This is a genomic window from Nonomuraea maheshkhaliensis, assembly GCF_039529435.1.
Classification (GTDB): Bacteria; Actinomycetota; Actinomycetes; order Streptosporangiales; family Streptosporangiaceae; genus Nonomuraea; species Nonomuraea maheshkhaliensis.
The window spans coordinates 22,688-46,980 of record NZ_BAAAMU010000081.1; the positions used below are offsets into that span (position 1 = coordinate 22,688).

The 24,293-nt window shown below is 69.7% G+C and carries 25 protein-coding genes; 10 read left to right on the top strand and 15 right to left on the bottom strand.

Annotation, left to right across the window (positions count from 1 at the left end; all coding sequences use genetic code 11):
* Positions 1-112 precede the first annotated feature (112 nt).
* Positions 113-1,297 carry a cytochrome P450 gene (locus ABFX54_RS38475; protein ID WP_346111712.1) on the top strand — a complete coding sequence of 395 codons (1,185 nt, stop codon included), beginning with the start codon at positions 113-115 and terminating at the stop codon, positions 1,295-1,297.
* Positions 1,298-1,640: 343 nt separating this feature from the next.
* Here ABFX54_RS38475 and ABFX54_RS38480 read toward each other — a convergent pair whose 3' ends face one another.
* The 4 genes from ABFX54_RS38480 to ABFX54_RS38495 all read right to left on the bottom strand — a co-directional run bounded on the left by ABFX54_RS38480 (position 1,641) and on the right by ABFX54_RS38495 (position 4,834).
* Entirely contained in the window at positions 1,641-2,564 is a 924-nt protein-coding gene (locus tag ABFX54_RS38480) for a DUF559 domain-containing protein (RefSeq protein ID WP_346111713.1), read from the bottom strand.
* Positions 2,565-2,961: 397 nt separating this feature from the next.
* A complete protein-coding gene (locus ABFX54_RS38485; protein WP_346111715.1) occupies positions 2,962-3,372 on the bottom strand; it encodes a DUF2000 family protein in 411 nt (136 codons plus the stop codon).
* 51 nt (positions 3,373-3,423) lie between these two features.
* Entirely contained in the window at positions 3,424-4,266 is an 843-nt protein-coding gene (locus ABFX54_RS38490; RefSeq protein ID WP_346111717.1) for an SRPBCC domain-containing protein, read from the bottom strand.
* Positions 4,259-4,834 (bottom strand): ArsR/SmtB family transcription factor, encoded by a 576-nt coding sequence (locus ABFX54_RS38495; protein WP_346111718.1) that lies wholly within the window; start codon positions 4,832-4,834, stop codon positions 4,259-4,261. Before ABFX54_RS38495 ends, ABFX54_RS38490 begins: the two co-directional genes overlap by 8 nt.
* 53 nt (positions 4,835-4,887) lie before the next feature.
* Between ABFX54_RS38495 and ABFX54_RS38500 the strand changes: the two genes are divergently transcribed.
* Positions 4,888-5,724, top strand: coding sequence for a helix-turn-helix transcriptional regulator (locus ABFX54_RS38500; RefSeq protein ID WP_346111719.1), 837 nt, complete (start codon positions 4,888-4,890; stop codon positions 5,722-5,724).
* 74 nt (positions 5,725-5,798) lie between these two features.
* Here ABFX54_RS38500 and ABFX54_RS38505 read toward each other — a convergent pair whose 3' ends face one another.
* Positions 5,799-6,821, bottom strand: a complete 1,023-nt coding sequence (locus ABFX54_RS38505) for a GDP-mannose 4,6-dehydratase (RefSeq protein WP_346111720.1) — start codon at positions 6,819-6,821, stop codon at positions 5,799-5,801.
* Between the two features lie 251 nt (positions 6,822-7,072).
* Between ABFX54_RS38505 and ABFX54_RS38510 the strand changes: the two genes are divergently transcribed.
* From ABFX54_RS38510 to ABFX54_RS38525, 4 genes are all read left to right on the top strand, one after another.
* Positions 7,073-8,320 carry a glycosyltransferase family 4 protein gene (locus ABFX54_RS38510; RefSeq protein WP_346111721.1) on the top strand — a complete coding sequence of 416 codons (1,248 nt, stop codon included), beginning with the start codon at positions 7,073-7,075 and terminating at the stop codon, positions 8,318-8,320.
* Positions 8,321-8,323: 3 nt separating this feature from the next.
* Positions 8,324-9,034: a class I SAM-dependent methyltransferase gene (locus ABFX54_RS38515; protein WP_346111722.1), complete on the top strand. Its 711-nt coding sequence runs from the start codon at positions 8,324-8,326 to the stop codon at positions 9,032-9,034.
* Positions 9,031-10,092 carry a prenyltransferase gene (locus ABFX54_RS38520; protein WP_346111723.1) on the top strand — a complete coding sequence of 354 codons (1,062 nt, stop codon included), beginning with the start codon at positions 9,031-9,033 and terminating at the stop codon, positions 10,090-10,092. The genes ABFX54_RS38515 and ABFX54_RS38520 overlap by 4 nt, the downstream gene beginning before the upstream one ends.
* A 145-nt stretch (positions 10,093-10,237) precedes the next feature.
* Positions 10,238-11,218, top strand: a complete 981-nt coding sequence (locus tag ABFX54_RS38525; RefSeq protein WP_346111724.1) for a DUF1702 family protein — start codon at positions 10,238-10,240, stop codon at positions 11,216-11,218.
* Positions 11,219-11,223: 5 nt separating this feature from the next.
* On the opposite strand, the gene ABFX54_RS38530 is transcribed toward ABFX54_RS38525, so the two are convergent.
* Complete coding sequence (locus tag ABFX54_RS38530; protein WP_346111741.1) at positions 11,224-11,853, bottom strand: class I SAM-dependent methyltransferase; 630 nt, start codon at positions 11,851-11,853, stop codon at positions 11,224-11,226.
* 85 nt (positions 11,854-11,938) lie between these two features.
* Here ABFX54_RS38530 and ABFX54_RS38535 point away from each other — a divergent pair, with 85 nt between their 5' ends.
* Genes ABFX54_RS38535 through ABFX54_RS38545 form a run of 3 tightly spaced genes read left to right on the top strand, consistent with a single transcriptional unit; the run spans position 11,939 to position 13,690 of the window.
* On the top strand, positions 11,939-12,391 hold the full coding sequence (locus tag ABFX54_RS38535; protein WP_346111725.1) for a pyridoxamine 5'-phosphate oxidase family protein: 453 nt from the start codon (positions 11,939-11,941) through the stop codon (positions 12,389-12,391).
* Complete coding sequence (locus ABFX54_RS38540; protein ID WP_346111726.1) at positions 12,388-12,579, top strand: ferredoxin; 192 nt, start codon at positions 12,388-12,390, stop codon at positions 12,577-12,579. Before ABFX54_RS38535 ends, ABFX54_RS38540 begins: the two co-directional genes overlap by 4 nt.
* A 22-nt stretch (positions 12,580-12,601) precedes the next feature.
* Positions 12,602-13,690, top strand: a complete 1,089-nt coding sequence (locus ABFX54_RS38545) for a Zn-dependent alcohol dehydrogenase (RefSeq protein ID WP_346111727.1) — start codon at positions 12,602-12,604, stop codon at positions 13,688-13,690.
* 126 nt (positions 13,691-13,816) lie between these two features.
* On the opposite strand, the gene ABFX54_RS38550 is transcribed toward ABFX54_RS38545, so the two are convergent.
* The 8 genes from ABFX54_RS38550 to ABFX54_RS38585 form a co-directional block, all read right to left on the bottom strand.
* Positions 13,817-14,824, bottom strand: a complete 1,008-nt coding sequence (locus tag ABFX54_RS38550) for a sugar phosphate isomerase/epimerase family protein (protein WP_346111742.1) — start codon at positions 14,822-14,824, stop codon at positions 13,817-13,819.
* Positions 14,821-15,972 carry a Gfo/Idh/MocA family protein gene (locus tag ABFX54_RS38555; protein WP_346111729.1) on the bottom strand — a complete coding sequence of 384 codons (1,152 nt, stop codon included), beginning with the start codon at positions 15,970-15,972 and terminating at the stop codon, positions 14,821-14,823. Before ABFX54_RS38555 ends, ABFX54_RS38550 begins: the two co-directional genes overlap by 4 nt.
* Before the next feature lie 17 nt (positions 15,973-15,989).
* Positions 15,990-17,045: an ABC transporter substrate-binding protein gene (locus ABFX54_RS38560; protein ID WP_346111730.1), complete on the bottom strand. Its 1,056-nt coding sequence runs from the start codon at positions 17,043-17,045 to the stop codon at positions 15,990-15,992.
* Complete coding sequence (locus ABFX54_RS38565) at positions 17,042-18,049, bottom strand: ABC transporter permease (protein ID WP_346111731.1); 1,008 nt, start codon at positions 18,047-18,049, stop codon at positions 17,042-17,044. Before ABFX54_RS38565 ends, ABFX54_RS38560 begins: the two co-directional genes overlap by 4 nt.
* Positions 18,049-19,533, bottom strand: a complete 1,485-nt coding sequence (locus tag ABFX54_RS38570; RefSeq protein ID WP_346111732.1) for a sugar ABC transporter ATP-binding protein — start codon at positions 19,531-19,533, stop codon at positions 18,049-18,051. The genes ABFX54_RS38565 and ABFX54_RS38570 overlap by 1 nt, the downstream gene beginning before the upstream one ends.
* Positions 19,534-19,546: 13 nt before the next feature.
* Positions 19,547-20,704 (bottom strand): ROK family transcriptional regulator, encoded by a 1,158-nt coding sequence (locus ABFX54_RS38575; protein WP_346111733.1) that lies wholly within the window; start codon positions 20,702-20,704, stop codon positions 19,547-19,549.
* Between the two features lie 342 nt (positions 20,705-21,046).
* Positions 21,047-21,919: an SDR family oxidoreductase gene (locus ABFX54_RS38580; RefSeq protein WP_346111734.1), complete on the bottom strand. Its 873-nt coding sequence runs from the start codon at positions 21,917-21,919 to the stop codon at positions 21,047-21,049.
* Positions 21,920-21,970: 51 nt separating this feature from the next.
* Positions 21,971-23,029 carry an MBL fold metallo-hydrolase gene (locus tag ABFX54_RS38585; protein ID WP_346111735.1) on the bottom strand — a complete coding sequence of 353 codons (1,059 nt, stop codon included), beginning with the start codon at positions 23,027-23,029 and terminating at the stop codon, positions 21,971-21,973.
* Positions 23,030-23,074: 45 nt separating this feature from the next.
* Between ABFX54_RS38585 and ABFX54_RS38590 the strand changes: the two genes are divergently transcribed.
* Positions 23,075-23,920, top strand: a complete 846-nt coding sequence (locus tag ABFX54_RS38590; RefSeq protein WP_346111736.1) for a glutathione S-transferase family protein — start codon at positions 23,075-23,077, stop codon at positions 23,918-23,920.
* Here ABFX54_RS38590 and ABFX54_RS38595 read toward each other — a convergent pair.
* Positions 23,868-24,293, bottom strand: a 426-nt coding sequence (locus ABFX54_RS38595) for a hypothetical protein (RefSeq protein WP_346111737.1), incomplete at its 5' end; no start/stop codon positions are given. The genes ABFX54_RS38590 and ABFX54_RS38595 overlap by 53 nt on opposite strands.

The window sequence follows — 24,293 nt, forward strand, 5'->3', positions numbered from 1 at the left end:
CACCAGCGGTGACCAGGAACGATCCATGGCACTCCTTGACGCACTTATAGTCCCGTAATAGAACACGTTTCAGTACCGCAAAACCAAGCGCTTGATCAAGAGGTGAACCCGCGTGCGCATAGACCTCGTCGACAGGGACCTTTACGCGACTTCAGGACCGCCCCACGACCAGCTGGCCTGGCTTCGCGCGAACTCCCCCGTCCACTGGCACGAGGGCGAGCCGGGGTTCTGGGCCGTGACCCGATACGACGACGTCGTACACGTGTCGCGACACTCCGATCTCTTCTCCTCCCACCGTAAGCTCGCCCTCTTCGACGACCTGGAAGAGGACCAGATCGCGCTGCAGCGCCTCATGATGCTCAACCAGGATCCGCCCGAGCACACGAGGCGGCGCTCCCTGGTCAACCGGGGCTTCACGCCGCGTACGATCGGCGCGCTCGAACAGCACATCCGCGACATCTGTGACGACCTCCTCGACAAGCTGACCGGCGAGATCGACTTCGTCACCGAAGTCGCCGCGCCCCTGCCCCTCTACGTGATCTGCGAGCTCCTCGGCGCTCCCGTGGCGGATCGCGACAAGCTGTTCAACTGGTCGAACCGCATGATCGGTGCCCAGGACCCCGACTACGCCGCCAACCCCGAGGAGGGGTCGGGGGCCGCCATGGAGGTCTACGCCTACGCCAACCAGCTGGCCGCGCAGCGCAGGGCCAACCCGAAGAACGACATCGTCACCAAGCTCCTCCAGCCCAACGAGAACGGCGAGACCCTCGGCGAGGACGAGTTCGACCTTTTCATCCTCCTTCTGGTGGTCGCCGGCAACGAGACCACCCGCAACGCGGCCTCCGGCGGCATGCTCGCCCTCTTCGAGCACCCCGACCAGTGGGACCGCCTCCTCGCCGATCCCACGCTCGCGAAGACCGCCGCCGACGAGATCGTCCGCTGGGTCTCCCCCGTGAACCTCTTCCGCCGCACCTCCACGGCCGACCAGGTGCTGGGCGGGCAGGAGATCAAGGAGAACGACAAGGTCGTCGTCTTCTACGCCTCTGCCAACCGCGACGCCTCCGTCTTCCCCGACGGGGAGACCTTCGACATCGGCCGCGACCCCAACCCCCACATCGGCTTCGGTGGTGGCGGTGCCCACTTCTGCCTGGGCAACCACCTGGCCAAGCTGGAGCTCCGCATCCTGTTCGAGCAGCTGGCCCGCCGCCGTCCCCGCCTGCGGCAGACGGGCGAGGCACGGCGACTGCGCTCGAACTTCATCAACGGCATCAAAGAGCTCCCCGTAACCATCAGCTGAGGGTCATGGCAACACGGCGACGCTGGTCGCACAGGGCGCGATTGCTCTTCGGACGCGGACTCCGCTCCCGCTGACAGGACGCCGACATCGCATCCGTTGTGGGGGAGGCGCGCATTACGCCCGTGGTGCCGGACGCCCCACCACACCGGCTCCCGCACCGGCGGCGGGCATTGCGCTCGCCGTGCCGGACGTGGGACCGTACCGGCCGTGCTCGGCGCGGGCCGCGCGTCGGTCGTAGCGGACGCGTTTCCACACCGCCGTACCGGACGCGGGCCGCGGGGGTCAACATCGTCCTGCCGCCCTCCCTGGCGGTGTTCGGTCGAGATGGGGGTCGGGGCGGTGGTCATGGGCGCTCGGTGGTGGGGTTGGCGGCTTGGAAGGTGGCGTGCCCCCGTGCGGTGGGGTGGGTGGGTAAGCGGAAGCGGGAGCTGCGGCGGGCCGCGCGGATGCGACTCAGGATGCGGTTGGTGCCGTGTGGGCCTGGGCGCCAGCCGCGTTCGATCAGGGCGTCGGCCACGTGGTGCAGCAGGTCGGCGATCTGGCCGGGGATGACGTCGCGCCGGACGGCGATCACCCGCCAGCCGCGCCGCCGAAGCTCCTCCCGGCGGTCCGTGTCGCGTTGCTGGTCGGCGGCCGAGGTGTGGTGTTGCCGGCCGTCGTATTCCACGGCGACCTTGAACTCCTTCCAGCCCATGTCGAGGTAGGCGAACCGGTCTTCGCCCAGGGCTACCCGGATCTGTGTGGTGGGTCTGGGGAGGCCGCCGTCGACGAGGAGGACCCTGAGCCAGCTCTCCCTCGGCGAGGCGGCTCCCCGGTCGGCGAGACTGAGTGTGTCGCGCAGGCGCCAGCCGTTGAGCGGGCGATGCCACAGGGCTTCCAGATCGACACCCTTGCGGGCGAACTGGTCGACGATGGCGACGGCCTCCATGCGGGGCAGGCAGCGGGCGCAGTCGAGGGCGGTGCGTTCCATGGTGGTGATCCGCACGCCGTTGTGCTCGGTGATGTCCTCGTCGGGGAGGGACGCCAGGTAGGTGACGCAACCGGGGATCACGAGGTGATCGGGGGCGGTGAGCTCGACGGGCCAATCGGCTTCCGGAGCAGGGAGAACTTGCAGGCCCCAGATGTGCGCCGCCGTCTGGCGGCAGGCCACGACCTGGGGAACGGCGCGGGTGATGCGGGCGGCACGTCGGGTCAGGGACGGTGGCCTGGGGCCGATGCTCGAAGGTGGTGTCTCTCGCGGGAGCCCGGGGCTTGGCGGCTGGTTCATGGCGTAAGGATGCGTGGGCGGGGGTGGGCGCGGGGGAGCCGAACGGGATTCTGTGGATAACGAAGGCTTGTTCGAGATCAGAGGTCGGGGGTGGGGGTGGGGGTGGTCTGCCCGAGGTTCTGGGGGTTCGGTCAGTCTGGGGTTTTGGGAGGGGTGGTCGCGGGGCTGGACGGCCCAAGGTTCTGCGCGCGCCGGTCAGTCAGAGGTCCTGGGGGGTTGGTCGCCCGGGCTGGGCCACTCCCAGCTTTGCGCGCTGGTCACTCTGAGGTTCTGGGGCTGGGCGGCATGAGATTCTGCGGGCCGGTCAGCTTGAGGTCCTGGGGCCGGTCGGTCTGGGGTTGGGATGGATGCGGGCTCTGACGACCCGACGTTCTGCGGGTTGGTCGCGACGGGTCGGTCAGGAGTGCAGGCGGAGGCCCTTCAGGACTTTGTCCACCCCGTTCTTCGCCCCATGCACCGCCACCCCCACCAGGTCCAGCTCCTCACCCCGCACCCTCGCCACAACCGCCCGATTGTCCGCATCATGGCCGGTCTTGAACATCTCCTCGACGTAGACGGCCACGTCCATCCCCCGCCCCACCGCCTTCTCCCTGACCCCGCGCAACGCCCCCAGGTCCCCCTCGTACACCAGCACAGGCTGCCGGAACAGCGCCAGGTACGCGTTCCCCGACGCGTCCTGGTAAGGCTCGCCGATGGCCCCGGTGACCCCGCCGGCCAGGCCGCCGGCGAGGAAGGCGGTGACGTTGAGGCGCTGCCAGGGGGCCAGGTCCTCGCGCACCACGATGGCGATCTTGGTATCGAAACGCATGGCCACCACCCTCCCCCACCTCCCCCGGCCGGGTCTTGAACGCTCGTGCGCCTACGCCCGGAGGATCGGCCGCCAGTCGGCCACCTCGTGGTAGCGCCGCAACTCGGCGACGCCCGACAGGAACCCGCCCCACGCCGCATAGGGAGGATTCGTCTGGTCGAACCCGCTCTGCACCAGCGTCAGCCGCGTCTTCCCTTCCGACCCCTCCAGCTCCCACGTGCCGACCCCGGTCTCGCCCCAGTCGACAGAGAGCTTGCGGCCGGGTTCGAGCTCCAGCACCTTCGCGGGGTCGGGGTTGTTCTCCAAGCCGCCCATGGCGTACCGGCCGCCCACGAACGGCTCGATCTCGATGGGATAGCCGAACCACTTCGTCACCGCCTCCGACGAGGTGATCGACTCGAACACCGCCTCCGGCGAGGCGTCGATCGAGACCTCGGCCCGCATCTCCGGCGAGGTGAAGTCCTGCATGGGCGTGGGCTCGCGGCCCTCCAGGTGCTCGGCGAGGATGGTCAGCACCTGGCACCAGTACGTCTGCAGCACCCCCCGGATGCTCTTGCCCGTCATGGCGTCCTGGAAGTCGAAGTGCGTCTGCGACAGGGTCAGCACCGTGCGCCGTTCGTCCGTCTCGTCCGGTGCCAGCGTGATCTCCGAGGTGGTCTCCTCGCCGTCGAGCAGCCACGCGAAGCGCAGCGTGCGCTCGTCGGCGTGCAGCAGCCGCTGGTGCGGCGCGTCGCCCTCCGGCGTCGTACGTCCCCAGAACGCGAACCGGTCGGGCAGCTCCACCTCCACGTGCTCGGCCAGCCAGACCCGCAGGACGTCGGGGTCGGTCAGCGCCCGGCGCACCTCTTCGACAGGCGCCGGGATGTTGGCACGCACGATCAGGGGCTCAGTCATCGTCTCGCTCTCCTTGCGTGGGCTCGGTCTGGGGGTAGCAGGCGACGGCCAGCTTGAAGGCGTCGCCCTCGGCGCCGCCGTACCGGGTGAAAAGGTCCCGCAACGTGTGCTGCAGGTCGTTCAGGAAGTCCTGCCGCTGGTCCGGACGTACGCGGATCTCTCCGGACAGTCCGATGGACGGCAGCTCGGGCGCGGCCCTGTCCAGGGCCGCGATGTCGGCCTGGACCTCCTCCATGAGGTCGAGCAGGTAGCCGAGGCTCAGCTCGTCGCGAACCTTGCGCAGCCCGATCCGGCCGACCAGGCGCGGCGACAGCCAGTACGACCGCGCGCCCGCCTGGTAGATGCCCTCGTGGATGCCACGCACCCTGCGCTCGGACACCTGGTCCACCAGCCCGGCCTCGACCAGCCGCTTGACGTGGTAGTAGACCCGCTGCGGCGTCTGCCCGAGCCGCTCGGCGACCTCGGAGCAGGTGCGCGGCTCGGCCAGCTGCCGCAGCACCTCCACGCGTTGCGGCTTGAGCAGCGCCTCGGCCTGCTCGATCTCTTCCAGATACAGGACGTCTCTCATCGCAAAAACAATCTTTTACGTAAAAAATCTGCTTGTCAATAGAGAATGGAGGCATGACGCACGACTGGTCCCGCTACTGGCGGTCGCCCGACCGGCCGATCGAGGCCATGCACGCCCACTTCGAGCGGCACGTCTACCACCGGCACAGCCACGAGACCTACTCCTTCGGGCTGACCGAGACCGGCGCGCAGTCGTTCAGCTGCCGGGGCGGCGCGCACACGAGCGCGGCGGGCATGGTCATGGCCTTCAACCCGGACGACCCCCACGACGGCCACGCCGCGGACGCGCTCGGCTTCACGTATCGAATCGTGCACCTCGGTCCCGAGCTGGTGGCCGGCGCGCTGGCGGACGCGACCGGCCGCCGTACGGGCCTGCCGCTCTTCGACTCCCCCGTGGTGGACGATCCGGCATTGGCGTACGCACTACGCGCCCTGCACGCGGCCCTCCTCGACGGCGGTACGACGGCGACGGCCCTGCGTCGCGAGGAGTTGCTGACGGCCGCGGTCGCGAGCATCGTCAGACGAGCGGCGACCCGGCAACCCGGCAGTAAGGCCGGCGACAGCACCGGGAAGCGGGTGGCCAGGCGGGCCAGGCAGGTCCTGCACGACCGTCCGACGGACGACCTGACGATCGACGACCTGGCGCGCGCGGCCGGCGCCAGCCGGTACGCCGTCTACCGCGCCTTCCAGGCCGAGTACGGCCTGCCGCCCAGCGACTACCAGCGCCAGCTCCGCCTCAGGAAGGCCCGCGCCCTGATCGCCGCGGGCACCCCGATCGGCGAGGTGGCGGCGGCCACGGGCTTCGCCGACCAGAGCCATCTGACCCGCTGGTTCACCCGCTGCTTCGGCCTCACCCCTGGCGCCTACCGCCGCGCCGCCCAGCAGCGGTAGCGGCGCTCACAACGCCGGAGCGGCGTTCGACATGCCGGCGCGCACGACGCTCAAAACGCCGGCAACCGCTGCGATCAGGGCCAGGAGCCCTCGTCGTGCGGGTCGCCGCCGTCCGTGAGCAGCCGCAGATCCGACTCCACCATCATCGCCACCAGCTCGTCGAACGGCACCTGTGGCTCCCACCCCAGCTGCGCCCGCGCCTTCTTGGGATCGGCGCACAGCAGGTCGACCTCGGCCGGCCGGTGCAGCGTCTGGTCGGTCACCACGTACCGCTCCCAGTCCAGCCCGGCCGCGGTGAAGGCCGCCTCCACCAGTTCCCTGACCGACTTCATCCGCCCGGTGCCGATCACGTAGTCCTCGGGCTTGCCGGCCCGCAGCATGAGGTGCATGGCCTTGACGTAGTCGCCGGCGTACCCCCAGTCGCGCCGCGCCTCCAGGTTCCCCAGGCGCAGCTCGGTGGCCAGTCCCAGCTTGATGCGGGCCACCCCGAGCGAGACCTTCCTGGTGACGAACTCGGCCCCGCGCCGCGGCGACTCGTGGTTGAACAGGATCCCGGACACGGCGTACATCCCGTACGACTCGCGGTAGTTCTGCGTCAGGAAGTGCCCGTACGCCTTGGCCACCCCGTACGGCGAGCGCGGATGGAAGGCGGTGGCCTCGGTCTGCGGCGTCTCGCTGACCTGGCCGAACATCTCAGAGGACGAAGCCTGATAAAAGCGGATCTGTTCGGACGTGCTCCCGCCCCGCGACACGCCCGAGCACACCCGGATCGCTTCGAGCATCCGCAGCACGCCCATCCCGGTCACCTCGGCCGTGAGCTCGGCCTGCTCCCACGACATGGGCACGAACGAGATCGCGCCGAGGTTGTAGACCTCGTCGGGCTGCACCCGCTCGACGGCCGAGATCAGCGACCCCTGGTCCAGCAGGTCGCCCCGCACCACCCGGACCTCGGTGAGCAGCTTGCGCATCCGCGACACGCGCGGGTTCGCCTGGCCTCTGACCAGGCCCCACACCTCATACCCCTGCTCCAGCAGGTGCTCCGCCAGATAGGAACCGTCCTGGCCGGTGATGCCGGTGATCAGAGCGCGCCTGGCCAAGGGGTCCTCCAACTTTCGCCTACCCCATCCCTTTGGGACGGGAATGTACAGCTAAGCGCCTAGATAGCACATCCACCGACCTAGAACACGTTCCACCGAACCACGCTCGGTTACAGCAACGTCGCAGTTCGCACGGCCTGTGGCGGCCGTTGTGAACAATTCCACCCGATCTACCGAATGGTAGCCTTCTCGGACTAAGGTCATCTTTCACGGTACACGCCCGCCTCAGGGCCTTACCGGCGGCGAAAGGGGTGTCCGTGGAGCGAAGGCTGCGGATCGCGCTTCTGTCCTACCGCAGCAAGCCCACCTGCGGCGGCCAGGGCGTCTATCTCCGCCATCTCAGCAGGGAGCTGGTCGCGCTCGGCCACCACGTCGAGGTGTTCTCCGGTCAGCCCTACCCCGAGCTGGACGAGGGCGTCATCCTGCGGGAGGTCCCCAGTCTCGACCTCTACCGCGACGAAGACCCGTTCAGAACGCCCAAGCTGCACGAATACCGCGACTGGATCGACTGGCTGGAAGTCGGCACCATGTGGACGGCCGGCTTCCCCGAGCCGCTGACCTTCACCCTGCGGGCCCACCGCGAGCTGAAGAAGCGGGTCGGCGACTTCGACGTCGTCCAGGACAACCAGACCCTCGGTTACGGCCTGCTCGGCATCCAGAAGCTCTTTCCCGTGGTCGGCACCATCCACCACCCCATCAGCGTGGACCGGCGGATCGAGCTCGAAGCCGCCAAGGGCGCGAAGAAGCTGACCATGCGCCGCTGGTACGGCTTCGTCAAGATGCAGTCCCGCGTCGCGCCCCGGCTGAGCCCCATCCTGACCGTCAGCGAGTCGTCGCTGGCCGACATCCACCGCGACTTCAACGTCCCCCAGGCCAACATGCGCCTGATCCCGCTGGGCGTGGACACCCGCTACTTCCACCCGCGCGCGGACAAGCCGAAGCGCAAGGGCTCGATCGTGGCCGTGGCCAGCGCGGACTCGCCCATGAAGGGCGTCGCGACGCTGCTGCGGGCCGTGGCCAAGCTGGCCACCGAGCGCGAGGTGCAGCTCACCGTCGTCAGCAGGCCCACCCCCGGCGGCCCGACCGAGCAGCTCGTGCAGGAGCTGTCACTGCAGGAACGGGTCCGCTTCGTGCACGGCATCTCCGACGACGAGCTCGGCGAGCTGATCGCCACCTCCGAGATCTCGGTCGTGCCCTCGCTCTACGAGGGCTTCTCGCTGCCGGCCGTCGAGCACATGGCCTGCGGCACGCCCCTGGTCGCCAGCCGTACGGGCGCGCTGCCCGAGGTCGTCGGCGACGCGGCCGTCCAGGTGCCGCCCGGCGACCCCGAGGAGCTGGCCGCGGCGCTGCGCCGCCTCCTCGACTCGCCCGAGGAGCGCGAGCGGGTGGGCAGGGCCGGATACGACCGGGTCATGGAGCGCTACACCTGGCACGTCGTGGCCAAGAAGACCGTCGAGGCGTACCACGAGGCCATCGAGAACCACAAGAGGAGAGGCTGACCAGTGCTGACCGTGGACTTCGCCCGGCTGCCCGTGGGCCCCGGCGTTCGCGTGCTCGATCTCGGCTGCGGCGGCGGCCGGCACGCGTTCGAGGTGCTGCGCAGGGGGGCGGACGTGATCGCGTTCGACATGGACCAGTCGGAGCTCGACGGTGTGTCGGCCATGTTCGCGGCGATGGACAAGGCGGGCGAGGTGCCCGCGGGCGCGTCCGGCGAGATCGTCCAGGGCACCGCCCTGGACATGCCGTTCGAGGACGGCTCCTTCGACCGGGTCATCGCGGCCGAGGTGCTGGAGCACATCCCCGACGACATGGCGGCCATGCGGGAGATCTTCCGCGTGCTCAAGCCGGGCGGCACGGCCGCGATCACCGTGCCGAGCTTCCTGCCCGAGCGGATCTGCTGGGCGCTGGACGAGGACTACCACACCGCCCCCGGCGGCCACGTACGCATCTACACGCTGGCCGAGCTGTCGGCCAAGCTGAAGTCCGTCGGGTTCACCATCGGCCCGCACCACCACGCCCACGGCCTGCACGCCCCCTACTGGTGGATCAAGTGCGCGGTGGGCGTCAACAACGACGACCACCCCCTCGCGAAGGCGTACCACGAGCTGCTGGTCTGGGACATCATGAAGCGCCCGGCCGCGACCAGGATCGCCGAGAGCCTGCTCAACCCGCTCATCGGCAAGAGCGTGGTCCTCTACGTCCGCAAGCCATGATCTCCCGCGAGGAGGTCGCCAGGACCGCGGCCAGCATCGCGGCGATCCAGCAGGACGACGGCGGCGTGCCGTGGCCCGAGGGCCACGTCGACGCCTGGAACCACGTCGAGTGCCTGATGGCGATGACCGTGGCGGGACTGGAGGAGCCGGTACGCCGCGGCTACGCCTGGCTGGCCCGCCACCAGCGCGCCGACGGCTCGTGGCCGATGAAGCTGGCCGGCGGCGTGCCCACGGAGCTGGGCGGCGAGACCAACCACGCCGCCTACGTCGCCGCCGGCGTGTGGCACCACCACCTCGTCACCGGCGACCAGCGCCTCACCGAGGAGAGCTGGCCGATGGTCAAGGCCGCGCTCGACTACGTGGCGGGGCTGCAGACCGAGCGCGGCGAGATCGTCTGGGAACGTGACGCGCACGGCAGGCCCTCGACGTACGCGCTGCTCACCGGCTGCTCCTCCATCCACCAGGGGCTGCGCTGCGGCGTGCTGCTCGCCGACCACCTGGGCGACCCGCAGCCGCACTGGGAGCTGGCCGCCGACCGGCTGGCACACGTGCTCGCCGCCCACCCCGAGGCGTTCGCCGACAAGAGCCGCTTCTCCATGGACTGGTATTACCCCGTCCTCGGCGGCGCGGTACGCGGGCGGCAGGCGGTGCAGTTGCTGGAGCGCGAGTGGGCCACGTTCGTGGTGCCGGGGCTCGGCATCCGGTGTGTCTCCGACCAGCCGTGGGTCACAGGGGCGGAGACGTGCGAGCTGGTGCTGGCGCTCGACGCGCTGGGCGACAGGGAACGGGCGCTGGCGCTGTTCCAGGACATGCAGCACCTGCGGCACGAGGACGGCTCGTACTGGACCGGCTGGCAGTTCGTCAACCGCAAGCACTTCCCGCACGAGCGCTCCGGCTACACCGCCGCCGCCACCGTCCTCGCGGCCGACGCGCTGGCCGGGTATTCGGCGGGGGCCGGGCTGTTCCGCGACATCGCGGGGACCTCCGTGTTCGATCCTGACGTGTGCGGGTGCGCCGGCGTACGCGTGCCTCCCCAGACGGCCGAAGAAGGTCCCTGAGCCGCGCACAAGGGCTTTTGCCGGTTCTTTGCCGGGGACAACCGGTGCGCCGCCGTCGAACGGCGCAATGGGGTTACTAGCTTCGTGTCTGGCCGTACGAGGCGTCTTCGGGGGAAGCGTGGGCGACACGGGCACAACATCGTTCTTGGACCAGGTCAGGACCCATCCGGCGGCTGAGCCGCAGGTGTCGCGGGCCAGAGGGTTGCGCAGATTCCTGGCCAAGGATCCGCTGGAGTCCGATCTGGGCCGGCGGAGATTCCGGTCCAGGGGCGGGCCTTCGCGGATGGTCTTCACGAAGGCCGAGAGTTCGTACGTCTTCGGCTACAACGCGGTGATGTCACGCGAGACAGAGAAGATCGAGGAGATCCCGCACGAGCAGCGGCCCTTCGGCTACGAGGGAGCGGCCGCCGCCTGCACCGTACTCGACCTGCTCACCCTGACCCGGGGCCGGCGCCTTCACGAGCTACTGGCCGGCCCCGCCCAGCATCACCGCCACGCCGCCTACCTGGGCGCCGGCCGCGGGTACGCACTCCTACGGCTGCGCCCGGTGTGGGGCGCGCGCCGGGCCCATCCGCTGCTGCGCTGGCTGGCGGTGGACGGGTTCGGCTTCCAGATGGCGCTGACCAGGACCGATCGCCTGGTGGGCGAGCGGACCATGCCCGATCTGCTCACCAGGGCCCACTGCGCGGTCTTCGACCAGGGGCTCGGGCGGCTGCTGTGGTACCACGACGGCGCCTCCCCCGACGACGCGGCCACGCGGATCGGCGGTTTTCCCGCGCCGCGGCGGGCCGACCTGTGGAGCGGGGTCGGCTTCGGGGCCACGTACACGGGCGGGGCCGAGGCCGACGAGCTGTGGTGGCTGACCGAGCACGCGGGGGCCGACGGGTTCCGCGCGTACCTGGCCCAAGGGTGCGCCTTCGCGGTCGCCGCGCGGCTGCGTTCGGGAGAGCTGCCCGCGCACGTCGCGCGGGCCGTGCCGATCCTGGCCGGGACCGACCCGGAGGAGGCGGCCTCGTGGACGGATCAGGCGCTCATCGCGCTCGGGCACGAGGCGCACACGCACGAGGACTTCCAGCGCTGGCAGTCGCAGATCCGCCGCTCCTGGAACCGCCGCCACCGCTGCTGACCCCGTCAAATTCCTGACCCGACCCGCTCAAGCACCCGCAGCGACCCGGTCACCGACACCTCCTCGAACGCCCCCGACGCCAGCGCCCGCCGATAGACCTGGAACGGCGCCTGCCCGCCGTCGGCCGGATCGGGATAGATGTCGTGGAAGACCAGCGCCCCGCCCGTCATGACGTGCGGCGCCCAGCCCTCGTAGTCGCGGGTCACCGGCTCCTCGGAGTGGCCGCCGTCGATGAACAGCATGGCCAGCGGCGTGCTCCAGAGCGCGGCCACCCGCTCGGACCTGCCGACGACGGCGATCACCTCCTCCTCCAGGCCGGCGGCGGCGATCGTGGCCCTGAAGGTCGGCAGTGAGTCCATCTTGCCGAAACGCGGGTCCACCAGCGACGGGTCGTGGTGCGCCCAGCCCGGCTGGATCTCCTCGGAGCCGCGGTGGTGGTCCACGGTGACGACCACCGAGCCGGACTTCCGCGCCGCCGCGCCGAGGTAGATCGCCGACTTGCCGCAGTAGGTGCCGATCTCGCAGATGGGGCCGAGCTTGCCGTACCGGCAGGCCGCCTCGAACAGGGCCAGGCCCTCGTCCTGCGGCATGAATCCCTTGGCGTGCTTGGCCGCGTGCAGCAGCTCTGACGGCATCGACATAGGCATGCACCCTAGCCGAACCGAATAACATTCCGGCGAGCTCTTGCCGGGCCGTTCTGCAACCTGTTCTACTTGGCACGTGAATCAGCGCGCACGCATCGCCATGTCGGACGACGACGTCACCGCCTTCCTGGAGAGCTCGCGCAAGGTGCAGCTGGCCACCATCAACGCCGACGGCACCCCGCACCTGGTGACCATGTTCTACGGCCTCGCGGGCGGGGAGATCGCCTTCTGGACCTACGCGAAGGCGCAGAAGGCCCGCAACCTGTCCCGCGACCCCCGGGTGAGCTGCCTGGTCGAGACCGGCGACGACTACGACCAGCTGCGCGGCGTCCTGGTGTACGGCACCGCCCGCAGGGTCGACGACCGCGACCGCGTCATGGACATCGGCATGACCATCGCCCGCAGGATGACACCCGGCGTACCGGACGAACTCCTGCGTCCGTACGTGGAGAAAACCGGCCTCAAACGGGTTGCGTACGTCGTCGAGCGCACCAAAGTGGTCTCATGGGATCACAGGAGGCTCACATGAAGGTCAAGGTGGACGAGCTGGTCTGCGAAGCCAACGCCGTGTGCACGGGGCTCGCGCCGGAGGTGTTCGAGCTGGACGACGACGACCAGCTGCACATCCTGCTCCCGCAACCACCCCCCGAGACGCAGGACCGCGTCCGCCACGCGGTCAGGTCCTGCCCGAAAGCCGCTCTGTCCCTCGAGGAATAGCCCAGGCACGAGGAGGAACCCCATGCGCGCCGCGATCCTGCACGCCGTAGGCAACGACAAGCTCGACATCCGGGACGACGTCACCCTGGCCCCCGTCGGGCCGACCGACGTACGCGTGCGGATCAGAGCCACGGGCGTCTGCCACTCGGACCTGTCGGCCATGACCGGCGTGCTGCCGCAACCCGTGCCGCTCATCCCGGGCCACGAGGGCGCCGGCGAGGTGGTCGAGGTGGGCGAGCACGTCAGCTCGGTCAAACCAGGCGACCACGTGGTCATCTCCTGGCGGCCCGCCTGCCAGGAGTGCGAGCTGTGCGTGGGCGGGCAGCCGTACCTGTGCATGAAGTACGTCATCGAGTCCTTCTCCAAGGGCAACTTCCGCCTCGGCGGCGACGACGCGACGGTCTTCGGCATGGCCGGGTGCGGCACCTGGGCGGAGGAGATCATCGTGCCCTGGCAGGGCGCGATCAAGATCGACGAGGACGTGTCCTGGGAGGCGGCGGCCCTGATCGGCTGCGGCATCACGACCGGCGTCGGCGCCGCGATCAACACCGCGAAGGTGCGGCCGGGCTCCACGGTCGTGGTGATCGGCTGCGGCGGCGTCGGCCTGTCCGTCATCCAGGGCGCCCGCGTCTCCGGTGCCAGGACGATCCTCGCGGTGGACCCGCTGGAGTCCAAGCACGCCCTCGCCAAGAAGGTCGGGGCGACCCACGCGGTGACTCCTGAGCAGGCCCCGGAGGCTCTGAACGAGCTCACGGGCGGCGGAGGCTTCGACTACGGCTTCGAGGTCGTCGGCAAGTCCGCCACGATCCAGAGCGCCTGGCAGCTCACCCGCGCGGGCGGCGACGTCATCGTGGTCGGGGCCGGGGCGATGGACGACATGGTGTCCATCTCCGCCTTCAGCCTCCTCTTCGAAGGCAAGAACCTGCTGTCCAGCCTGTACGGCGAGGCCGACGTCCGCCACGACTTCCCGTACTTCGCCAAGCTGCACAAGACGGGCCTGCTCGACCTGGAATCCATGATCAGCGCCAGAATCCGCCTCGCCGACCTCAACGACGCGGTGGCCGCACTGCGCGGCGGCGAGGTCCTCCGCCAGATCGTCATCATGGACTGACATCAGGAAAACTGGAGCAAACAGGCGATTCCCCCCAAATACCAGTCGTTATCCTTTCATCGCCGTGGCGGCGGTGAAAGGATACGCCCCCCGGCCCAGGGGGCCGAGGGGCGCACAGAACGGCTGCTACGTGGTCGAGAAGGCCGCGTCGAAGGCCGTGGTCGGCGGGGTGATGGAGTTGAGGGTGCGGATGTAGGACAGCGCCTCCTTGGCCCCGTCCAGCCGGTCCATCCCCGCGTCCTCCCACTCGATCGAGATCGGCCCTTCGTACCCGATCGAGTTGAGCGCCCTGAAGCAGTCCTCCCACGGCACGTCGCCGCGGCCGGTCGAGACGAAGTCCCAGCCTCGGCGCATGTCCGCCCACGGCAGGTGCGACGACAGGCGGCCCTTGCGGCCGTCGCCGACCCGGACCCGCGTGTCCTTGCAGTCCACGTGGTAGATGCGGTCCTTGAAGTCGAGGATGAACCCGACCGGGTCGATGTCCTGCCACACCATGTGGGACGGGTCCCAGTTGAGGCCGAACGCGGGCCGGTGGCCGATGGCCTCCAGGGTGCGCACGGTGGTGTGGTAGTCGTAGGCGATCTCGCTCGGGTGCACCTCGTGCGCGAAACGCACCCCGACCTCGTCGAAGACGTCGAGAATCGGGTTCCAGCGGTCGGCGAAGTCCTGGTAGCCGGCGTCCACCATGGAGGCGGGCACCGGCGGGAACATCGCGACCGTGTGCCAGATCGACGAGCCCGTGAAGCCCACCACGGTGTCCACGCCGAGCAGCGCGGCGGCGCGGGCGGTGTTCTTCAGGTCCTCGGCCGCCGCCTGGCGCACGGACTCGGGGTCGCCCGAGCCCCAGATGCGCGCCGGGAGGATGGCCTTGTGCCGCTCGTCGATGGGATGGTCGCACACGGCCTGGCCCACGAGGTGGTTGGAGATCGTCCATACCTTCAGGCCGTGCTTGTCCAGTTGCGCGCGCTTCTGCTCCACGTACGACGGGTCCGACACAGCCTGGGCCACGTCGAAGTGGTCACCCGAGCAGGCGATCTCCAGGCCGTCGTAGCCCCATTCGGCCGCCAGCCTGCACACCTCCTCGAAGGGCAGGTCGGCCCACTGTCCCGTGAACAGCGTGACTGGTCTCATCAGTCCTCCACGTCCGTGTAGCGGCTGCCCTCAGCCGCGCTGCGCTCGACCGCCTCCAGCACCCGCTGCACCCGCAGCCCGTCGGCGAACGAGGGCGTCGGGTCGGCTCCGGTGGCGACCGCTTCCAGGAAGTCCTTGATCTCGTGGGTGAAAGTGTGCTCGTAGCCGAGTCCGTGGCCGGGCGGCCACCAGGCGCCGACGTACGGGTGGTCGGGCTCGGTGACCAGGATGCGCTCGAAGCCGCCGCCGTCGGCGCTGTACCAGAGCTCGTTCATCGCCTCGAAGTCGAAGGCCAGGCTGCCGCGCGAGCCGTTGATCTCGATGCGCATCGCGTTCTTGCGCCCGTTGGCGAAGCGGGTGGCCTCGAAGGAGGCCACCGCGCCGCCCGACAGCCGGCCGATGAACAGCGCGGCGTCGTCGACGGTGACGGTGCCGCGGGCGGAGGAGCCGGTGGCGCCCAGCCCCGCCGACTCCGCAGCCAGCGGCCGCTCCTTGATGAACGTCTCCGTCAGCGCGGACACGCCCACCACGTTCTGGCCGGTGATGAACTGGGCGGCGTCGACGATGTGCGAGCCGATGTCACCCAGCGCGCCGGCGCCCGCCTTGTCCTTCTGCAGCCGCCAGACCAGCGGGAACTCCGGATCGACGATCCAATCCTGCAGGTACGCGGCGCGTACGTGCCTGATCTCGCCGATCCGGCCCTCCTCGACGTACCGGCGGGCGAGCGCGATCGCGGGCACCCGCCGGTAGTTGAAGGCCACCATGCTCTTGCCCGGAGCCACGGCGGCGGCCGCCACCATGGCCTCGGCCTCGGCCACGGTGTTGGCCAGCGGCTTCTCGCAGAGTACGTGCTTGCCGGCCTGCAACGCGGCGATGGCGATCTCGGCGTGGGAGTCGCCCGGCGTGCAGATGTCGACGATCTGCACGTCGTCGCGCTTGACCAGCTCTCTCCAGTCCGTCTCGACGGCGTCCCAGCCGAGCTGCGCGGCGGCCGCCTCGGTGCGCTCCTTGGACCTGCCGGAGAGCACCGCCATGCGCGGTGCCAGCGGCAGGTCGAAGAAGGCGCCCACGCTTCGCCAGGCTTGGGAGTGGACACGGCCCATGAAGGCGTAGCCGACCATGCCCACGCCGATGGTGGTTCTGTCTGACATGCAACCCCCGATCAGGATCAGGACTCGAAGCCGAGCGCCAGGTACTTCTCGACGTTGTCCTTGGTGATGGTCTCGGACGCGAGTGTGATCGACTGGGGAACCTGGTTCTCCACCAGATCACTCATGCCCTTCCCCTGTGCTATCAGACGCGCCAGCTTGATCGCCGAGGAGGCCATGGTCGGGCTGTAGGTGACCGTCGCCTTGAGCACGGACGTGCCCGACTGGATCTCCTTCATCGCGTTCAGCGAACCCGCGCCGCCGACCATGATGAACTCGTTCCGGTTCGCCTCCTTGATCGCGGCGAGCACGCCCACGCCCTGGTCGTCGTCGTGGTTCCAGAGCGCGTCGATCTTCTTGTGCGCCTGGAGCAGCGAGGTGGCCACCTCGTTGCCGGTCTCGACGGTGAACTGGGCGTCCTGCTGGGCCGTGACCTTGAACCCGTACGTCTTGAGCGCGTCGGCGAAGCCCTTGCTGCGGTCCTGGGTCAGGGGCAGCGTGGCGATGCCCTGGATCTCGACGATCACGGGGTTCGCCACGTTCTTGCTCTTGAGCTCCTTGCCGATGTAGTGGCCGGCGGCCACGCCCATGCCGTAGTTGTCGCCGCCGATCCAGGTCCGGTAGGCGAGCTTGTCGGGGAAGATGCGGTCAAGGTTGATCACCGGGATGCCCGCCTCGGTGGCCTGCAGCGCGACCTGGTTGAGCTGCTGGCCGTCGTTGGGCAGGATCACCAGCGCGTTCACCTTGGCCGCGATCAGCGACTCGACCGCGGAGATCTGCTGGTTGATGTCGTTGGTGGGCTCGACGGGCTTGAACTCGATGTCGGAATACTGCTTGGCGGCGCTCTCGGCGTTCTTGGCGATGGCCGCGATCCAGCCGTGGTCGGCGGCCGGGGCCGAGAATCCGATCACGACCTTGGTGCCCGGCTGGTCGTTGCCGCCGGTCGCCTGGGCCGGAGCCGGGGCCGCGCTCGACGGAGCGGCCGCGGGCTCGTTGCTGGTGCAGCCGGTCGCTAAGAGAACGGCTCCGCCGAGACCGCCGACGAGGAATCCCCTGCGGGCGACGTTGTCACTCATGGTGCTCTCTCCTTCAGGTTCCGCCGCTGGAGAAGGACGGCGACGACGATGATCAGGCCCTTGGCGATCAGCTGGTCGCTGGTGTTGAGGCCGTTGAGGATGAACAGGTTGGTGATGAGGGTGAAGATCAGCAGGCCCAGGATGGAGCCCATGATCGTGCCTCGCCCTCCGGTGAGCAGCGTGCCGCCGATGATCACCGCGGCGATCGCGTCGAGCTCGTACAGGTCGCCGTGGGTGGACGAGCCGGTGGTGGTGCGCGCCATGATCAGAATGGCCGCGATGCCGCAGCACAGCCCGGACAGGGCGTAGAGCAGCATCGTGTGCCTGCGCACGTCGATGCCGGCCAGGCGGGCCGCCTCGGGGTTGCCGCCGACCGCGTAGGTGCGCCGCCCGAACGTCGTGCGGTTGAGCAGCACCCACCCGAGTATCACGACGAAGGCGAAGACGTAGACGAGCAGCGGGATGCCGGCCACGCGAGTGGTCGACAGATCCACGATGGCCGCGTTGTCGGACTGGATCAGCTGCGTCTTGCGGTCGGACATGCGCTGCGCCAGGCCGCGCGCGGCCACCAGCATGGCCAGCGTGGCGATGAACGGCACCAGCCGCCCGTAGGCGATCAGCCACCCGTTGACCAGCCCCGCCCCGGTGCCGACGAGGATCGCGCAGATCCCCATCACCACCGGCCCGTACGACTGCGTGGCCAACGTCGTCGCCCACACCGAGGCCAGCGCCATGACCGCGCCCACCGAAAGGTCGATGCCCCCGCCGATGATGACGAACGTGGCCCCGACCGTGATCACGCCGATGGTGGCCGCCAGCGACAGGATGCTGACCAGGTTGGAGGCGGTCGCGAAGTTGTCCGGCCGGGTGACCAGGCCGACCACGACCAGCAGCGCCAGCGCGCCGAACAGGCCGAGGTGGCGCATCTCTCCGACGCCGCGGATCGACGGCAGTGACAGGGCGGCCGTCTTCCCCGGGGGCCGGTCCGTCGTGGGCTCGCTCATCACGCCGCCCTCCCATTCATGATCATGTCCAGTACGCGGTGCTCGTCCAGCCCTTCGGCCTCGCCCTCGTGGATGACGACCCCTTCGCGCAGCACCAGCACCCGGTCCGCCAGGCCGAGCACCTCGGGCACCTCGCTGGAGACCAGGAGCACGCCGATGCCCTGCTCGGCCAGGTCGTGGATGACCGCGTACAGCTCGGCCCTCGCGCCCACGTCCACGCCTCTGGTCGGCTCGTCGAGCAGGAGCAGCTTGGTGCCGCCGAGCAGCCAGCGGGCGAGCACGGCCTTCTGCTGGTTGCCGCCCGACAGGGTGCGGATCGGGCGTTCGGGGTCGGGTGGCCGGATGTCGAGCATCTCGGAAAGGCGCTTGGCCTCGTCCAGCTCACGTTTGCGGTCGATCCAGCCGAACTTGGAGAAGCCCGGCAGGGTGCCCAGCGTGATGTTGGCGGTCACGCTCTGGTCGAGGAGCAGGGCCTGGGCCTTGCGTTCCTCGGGGGCCAGGCCCATGCCTCGCTTGACCGTGCCGACGACGCCGCGGCGCACCGGGCGGCCTTCGAGCAGGACGCGGCCGGAGGCGGGGCGGGCGCCGTACACGGCTTCGAGGATCTCCGAGCGGCCCGAGCCGACGAGCCCGGCCAGGCCCACGATCTCGCCCGCCCGCACAGAGAACGAGACGTCGGAGAAGACGCCGGGCGAGGTGAGGTTCTCCACCCGCAGCACCTCCTCGCCCGGCTCGCGGCCGCCCCTGGGCGGGAAGACGTACTCGACGTTCCTGCCCGTCATCAGGGAGACGATCTGCGTGGTCGGGGTCTGGCTCGCGGACAGGCCGACGGCGACCGTACGGCCGTCCTTCAGCACCGTGACCCGGTCGCCGATCTCGCGGATCTCCTCCAGGCGGTGGGAGATGTAGACCACGGCCACACCCTGGGCGGTGAGCTCGCGGATGATGCGGAAGAGGTTGGCCACCTCGTCGTGGGCGAGGGCGGCGGACGGCTCGTCCATGATGATCAGGCGCGCGTCGTGCGAGAGCGCGCGGGCCATCGAGACGACCTGCTTGGCCGCCGGCGACAGCCGCCCGACTTCGGCCGACGGGCGGATCTCGGGGTGACCCAGGCGTTCGAGCACCTCGCGCGCGGCGCGCCGGCCCTCGCCTCTGTTGACGAAGCCCAGGCGGGCGTGCTCGTGGCCGAGGAAGATGTTCTCGGCCACGGTGAGCCCGTCGACCAGGTCGAGTTCCTGGTAGATGGTGGCGAAGCCGAGTTTGATGGCGTCGATGGGGCTCCCGGGACGTACTTCGCTCCCGTTGAACAAAATGGTGCCCTCGTCCGGCTGGTGCACTCCGGCGAGCACTTTGATCAGGGTGGATTTTCCGGCGCCGTTCTGGCCGAGCAGGCAGTGGACCTCGCCCGCGCGTACGTCCAGATCGACCCCGTCCAGCGCGCGCACGCCGGGGAACTGCTTGACGATGCCCTTCATGACCAGCATCGGGAAGTCCCTTTCAGGCGTTGACGATGCGGTTGATGTTGTCGGGTGACAGGTAATGCTCGATCGCTAGGATTCCGGCGCCGAGCGCGGCGGCATTGATGCCGGTACGGCTCGGCGTGATGGACAGATGGTGCGTGGCCAGCGGCAGCGATCTGCGGTAGACCGTCTCCCTGATCCCGGCCAGCAGATGCTCGTGCACCCGCGACAGCGCGCCGCCGATGACGATGACCTCGGGGTTGAAGAAGTTGACCAGGCCGGCCAGCACCTCGCCGATCAGCCGGCCGGCCTCCCTGACCAGGCGCAGCGCCTGGGTGTCGCCCGCCTGGACGAGCGCCACCACGTCGCCTCCCGACTCGGCCGACAGGCCCAGCTCGCTCAGCCTCCGCGCGATCGCGGCCCCACCGGCCACGGCTTCGAGGCAGGCGCTGTTGCCGCACCGGCAGCCGGCGTCGTCGTGGCCGCTGACCCGGATGTGCCCGATGTCGCCGGCCGAGCCCTGGGCCCCCCGGTGGAGCGTGCCCTCGGCGATGATGCCGCAGCCGATGCCGGTGCCGACCTTGACGAACAGCAGGTGGCTGGCGCCGGGGAAGGCGTTGCGGTGCTCACCCAGCGCCATCACGTTGACGTCGTTGTCCACCAGGACCTCGACGCCGTCGAAGTACTCGGGGACGGGGTAGTCGTTCCAGCCCGGCATGATCGGCGGGTTGTTCGGCCGTCCGGTGGCGAACTCCACCGGCCCCGGCACGCCGATGCCGATGGCCCGCAGCGCCGAGCGCGGCCGTCCGACCCGGTCGAGCAGGTGGTCGAGCCGCTGGTCCACGTGGGCGAGCACCGTCTCGGGGCCCTCCCCGATCAGCAGCCCGTCCTCGCACTCGGCCAGCACCTCGCCCGAGATGTCCATCAGCGCCACCCGGCAGTGCGTGGCGCCGAGGTCCACGCCGGCGAAGGCGTGCTCCTCGGTGTGCAGGCGCAGCTGGCGCGGCGGCCGGCCGCCGGTGGACTCGCCGCTCTCGGTCTCCTCGACGAGTCCGCGTTCGATCAGCGCGTCGACGCGCTGGGAGATCGTGGATCTGGCCAGGCCGGTCAGCTTCGCCAGGTCGGAACGGGTCGTCGCGGAGCCCGCACTGATCAGCGTCAGCACGTCGCCGGCAGAGCCCGGCAGGGGGGTCATGCCGCGACAATAAGATCACCGATGCGGCAAATCAAGAGTGATAATCGACCAAACTCCCCCAACTTCCGCCGGAGATCGAACAAAGGCGGCGTTCCAACCCGTTCGTATCGACATTTCCGACATCGGGCGGACGTGCCGAGCACCGGCCCCTGTCAAGGGACCGGCGCCCGGAAAAAGCGGCTTCACCTGCGGCGGAGCCCGACGCGGCGGCACGTGGAGGTGGTCCGCGACCGCGGCGCAGTCAGATCGTCGCGGACGGCGACGGCCCGGTCAGAGCGCCGCGACCGGCCGCGATACCGTTACCGCCTCGTTAACAGCCACCACACTCTCGGGGCGGTCTCTTCAGAGCATCGCCTTCATCGAGTCGCCGGCCGTCAGCACGTACGGCTGCTCGGCCATGACCGCCTCCCAGTTGGCCTCGATCGCCTCGGGCGTGACGTCGTCGGCCTTCCAGCCGGGCCCCTCGGCCACGAACACCCGCGCCACCCGCCCGCCGCCGACGGTGAAGACCTCGCCGCTGGCCTCGCACGACTCGTGCACGAGATAGGCGACCAGCGCGCTGACCCGTTCGGGCGTGAACTTCGCCTCGAACTCGGCCGGCAGCAGCGCCTCCGTCATCCGGGTCCAGGCGACGGGGGCGATCGCGTTGGCCTTGATGCCATTGCGCGCGCCCTCGATGCCGATCGTCTTCGTCAGGCCGACCAGGCCCATCTTGGCGGTGGAGTAGTTGGCCTGCCCGAAGTTCCCGAACAGCCCTGCCGGGCTGGAGGTGTTGACGACGCGCCCGTAACCGGCCGCCTTCATCAGCGGGTAGGCGGCCTGGCTGACCAGGTAGGAGCCGCGCACGTGCACGGCAAGCACCGCGTCGAACTCCTCGACCGTCATCTTCCCGAACGACTTGTCGCGCAGGATGCCCGCGTTGTTGACGACGATGTCGACCTTGCCGAACGCGTCCACGGCCGCCTGGACGACGGCCCTGGCCCCTTCGGGCGTGGAGATGTCGTCGGCGTTGGCCACCGCCTGGCCGCCGTTCTTCGTGATGAGGTCGGCGACCTCGGCGGCCGGCCCCGTCGAGGCGCCCGTGCCGTCGAGCGCGCCGCCGAGGTCGTTGACCACGACCTTGGCGCCCCGCTCGGCCAGCAGGAGGGCGTGTGACCTGCCGAGGCCGTGCCCGGCCCCCGTGATGATCGCGACCCTGTCATCGAACCGAAGCATCGAACCTCCCGCGCAGGAGAACAACATTCTAGTATGAGTACGATAACCGCCTCAGGGCTTCAGCCACAGGTCCGGCTGCCCCGCCTGCCGCACTACCCGCCCCTTCGCCTCCAACCAGGCCAGGTGAGCCAGCGTCTCGTTGTTGGCCGAGCGCCGCATGAACGGCGGGATCGTCTCCCACGGCCGCGACCAGGTCAACCGGGTGGCCACCTCCCAGCACGACGACGCCCCTGCCGCGCCGAGCACCCGCTCGATCTCGGCCAGCCGCTCGTCGTGGTGCGCCATCACGGTGTCCACCCGTTCGGCCAGTTCGAGGAAGCGGAACTCGTGCGCGGGCAGCACCTCGTCCACGTCCAGCTTGCGTACGGCGGCCAGTGAGTCGAGGTAGTCGGCCAGCGGGTTGGGCCCCGACTGGGGATGCACGGCCACGATGGGCGTGATCTTCGCCAGCACGTGGTCACCCGAGAACAGCACCTTGCGCTCGGGAGAGACGAAGCACAGGTGGCCGGGCGAGTGCCCGGGCGTCCAGACGGCCCGCAGGTCCCAGCCGGGCAGGCCGAGCTCCTCACCGTCCTCGACCAGCCGGTCCGGCCTGGCCATCGAGACCATGTGCCTGATCATCATGGACGCCCCCGCCAGCTCGTCCAGGGTCAGCTCGGGGACGCCGCAGCGCTGCAGCAGCGACCGCTCGCGCTGGACGAGGGAGTCGATGGCCGCGTCGTCGTAACGTTCGCGCACCAGGCGGGCGTCCGCGGGATGCAGCGCGATCCAGGCGCCGGACATCTCGCGGACCCGTCCGGCCAGGCCGTAGTGGTCGGGGTGGATGTGGGTGACGAGCACGCCCTTGACGTCGGTGATCGCGTACCCGGCCACGCCCAGGCCCGCGACGAGCGCGTCGTACGCCTCGTCGGTGTTCCAGCCGGCATCGATGATCGCCACGCCGTCGGGCAGTTCGAGGACGTAGACCAGCACGTACCGGAGGGGGTTGATCGGGATCGGCACCGGGACCGACCACACTCCCGGCCGTACCCGTTCGACGCCGGGGATCGTCCCGCCTACCCACGCCTCCCGCTGCGCCGCGTTCGAGGGTGTCACCACAAATTTCGCCACACGCCCGAATATAGTTCTGTGCCCGAATCGTGTTCTACTGGGGTCATGAAGCCGAGCCGCGAGTTCGACGCCGATGGCCGCTTCGTCCGGCAGCCCAACCGTTTCACCGATCGCCTGGGCCCGCCCGAGCCCGGCCGCTACCGGCTCTACGCCTCCTACGCCTGCCCGTGGGCCCAGCGGGTGCTGATCGTCCGCGCGCTCCTCGGCCTGGAGGAGCTGCTGGACGTCACGATCGTGGACCCCATCAGGGACGAGAAGGGCTGGCGCGTCCCTGGCGGCGACCCGGAATATCTGTCGGAGCTCTACCTCGCCACCGACCCCGGTTACACGGGCCGCTACACCGTCCCCTGCGTCTGGGACACCCAGGACAAGCGGATCGTCACCAACGACTTCCCCCAGATCACCCTCGACCTGGAGACGTCATGGGGGACCTCCCCCGACCTCTATCCGGAACGCCTGCGCCCCGACATCGACATCATGAACGACCGCCTCTACCACGGCCTCAACAACGCGGTCTACGAGGCCGGCTTCTCCCGTGACCAGCAGGTGTACGAGGAGGCGGTCGCGCGGGTGTTCACCACCCTCGACTTCCTGGAGGTGCGCCTGGCCGGGTCGGAGCACCTCTTCGACACGCTCACCGACAGCGATGTGCGCCTCTACACGAGTCTGGCCAGGTTCGACGCCGTCTATCACACGCACTTCAAGTGCTCGGTCCGCCGGCTGGTGGACTATCCGGCGCTCTGGGCGTACGCGCGCCGGCTGCATGCCATCCCGGCCTTCGGCGAAACCACCGACTTCGACCAGATCAAGCGTCATTACTACCTCACCCAGCCCGGCATCAACCCGAGCCGGATCGTGCCGGTAGGACCTGATCTGGACTGGAGTTCGTGACCACCCCGATCAGGGGCATCCGGACGAACACCAGCACCGAGACCAGCGCCACCGCCGCCGTGATCCCCCACGCCACCGGCAGGCCGGCCTGGGCGGCCAGGGCGCCGAGCGCCAGGTTGGCCGCGGCCCCGCCGCCCTGGAGGGACAGCGAACTGGTCGAGGTGACCGTGGTGCGCTCGGCGGCGGTGACCGCATTGTGCGTCATCTCCAGGCACAGCACGCCCGCCACCGCGAGACCCACGAAGAGCGCGACGTAGGCCAGCCCGGCGCTCACCAGCCCCGCGGCGCCGCGGAGGTCCGCCGTGGCGGCCAGCGCGGCGACCGAGAGCGCCATCAGCACCGTCCCCGCGATGGCGCCCCGCGCGGAGCCGCC

Bases quoted from the DNA above. Each gene is read 5' to 3' on its own strand.
- ABFX54_RS38480 (WP_346111713.1), bottom strand. From the start codon at position 2,564: ATGAACCAGCCGCCAAGCCCCGGGCTCCCGCGAGAGACACCACCTTCG.
- ABFX54_RS38485 (WP_346111715.1), bottom strand. From the start codon at position 3,372: ATGCGTTTCGATACCAAGATCGCCATCGTGGTGCGCGAGGACCTGGCC.
- ABFX54_RS38490 (WP_346111717.1), bottom strand. From the start codon at position 4,266: ATGACTGAGCCCCTGATCGTGCGTGCCAACATCCCGGCGCCTGTCGAA.
- ABFX54_RS38495 (WP_346111718.1), bottom strand. From the start codon at position 4,834: ATGAGAGACGTCCTGTATCTGGAAGAGATCGAGCAGGCCGAGGCGCTG.
- ABFX54_RS38500 (WP_346111719.1), top strand. From the start codon at position 4,888: ATGACGCACGACTGGTCCCGCTACTGGCGGTCGCCCGACCGGCCGATC.
- ABFX54_RS38520 (WP_346111723.1), top strand. From the start codon at position 9,031: ATGATCTCCCGCGAGGAGGTCGCCAGGACCGCGGCCAGCATCGCGGCG.
- ABFX54_RS38530 (WP_346111741.1), bottom strand. From the start codon at position 11,853: ATGCCGTCAGAGCTGCTGCACGCGGCCAAGCACGCCAAGGGATTCATG.
- ABFX54_RS38540 (WP_346111726.1), top strand. From the start codon at position 12,388: ATGAAGGTCAAGGTGGACGAGCTGGTCTGCGAAGCCAACGCCGTGTGC.
- ABFX54_RS38545 (WP_346111727.1), top strand. From the start codon at position 12,602: ATGCGCGCCGCGATCCTGCACGCCGTAGGCAACGACAAGCTCGACATC.
- ABFX54_RS38555 (WP_346111729.1), bottom strand. From the start codon at position 15,972: ATGTCAGACAGAACCACCATCGGCGTGGGCATGGTCGGCTACGCCTTC.
- ABFX54_RS38560 (WP_346111730.1), bottom strand. From the start codon at position 17,045: ATGAGTGACAACGTCGCCCGCAGGGGATTCCTCGTCGGCGGTCTCGGC.
- ABFX54_RS38565 (WP_346111731.1), bottom strand. From the start codon at position 18,049: ATGAGCGAGCCCACGACGGACCGGCCCCCGGGGAAGACGGCCGCCCTG.
- ABFX54_RS38570 (WP_346111732.1), bottom strand. From the start codon at position 19,533: ATGCTGGTCATGAAGGGCATCGTCAAGCAGTTCCCCGGCGTGCGCGCG.
- ABFX54_RS38575 (WP_346111733.1), bottom strand. From the start codon at position 20,704: ATGACCCCCCTGCCGGGCTCTGCCGGCGACGTGCTGACGCTGATCAGT.
- ABFX54_RS38580 (WP_346111734.1), bottom strand. From the start codon at position 21,919: ATGCTTCGGTTCGATGACAGGGTCGCGATCATCACGGGGGCCGGGCAC.
- ABFX54_RS38590 (WP_346111736.1), top strand. From the start codon at position 23,075: ATGAAGCCGAGCCGCGAGTTCGACGCCGATGGCCGCTTCGTCCGGCAG.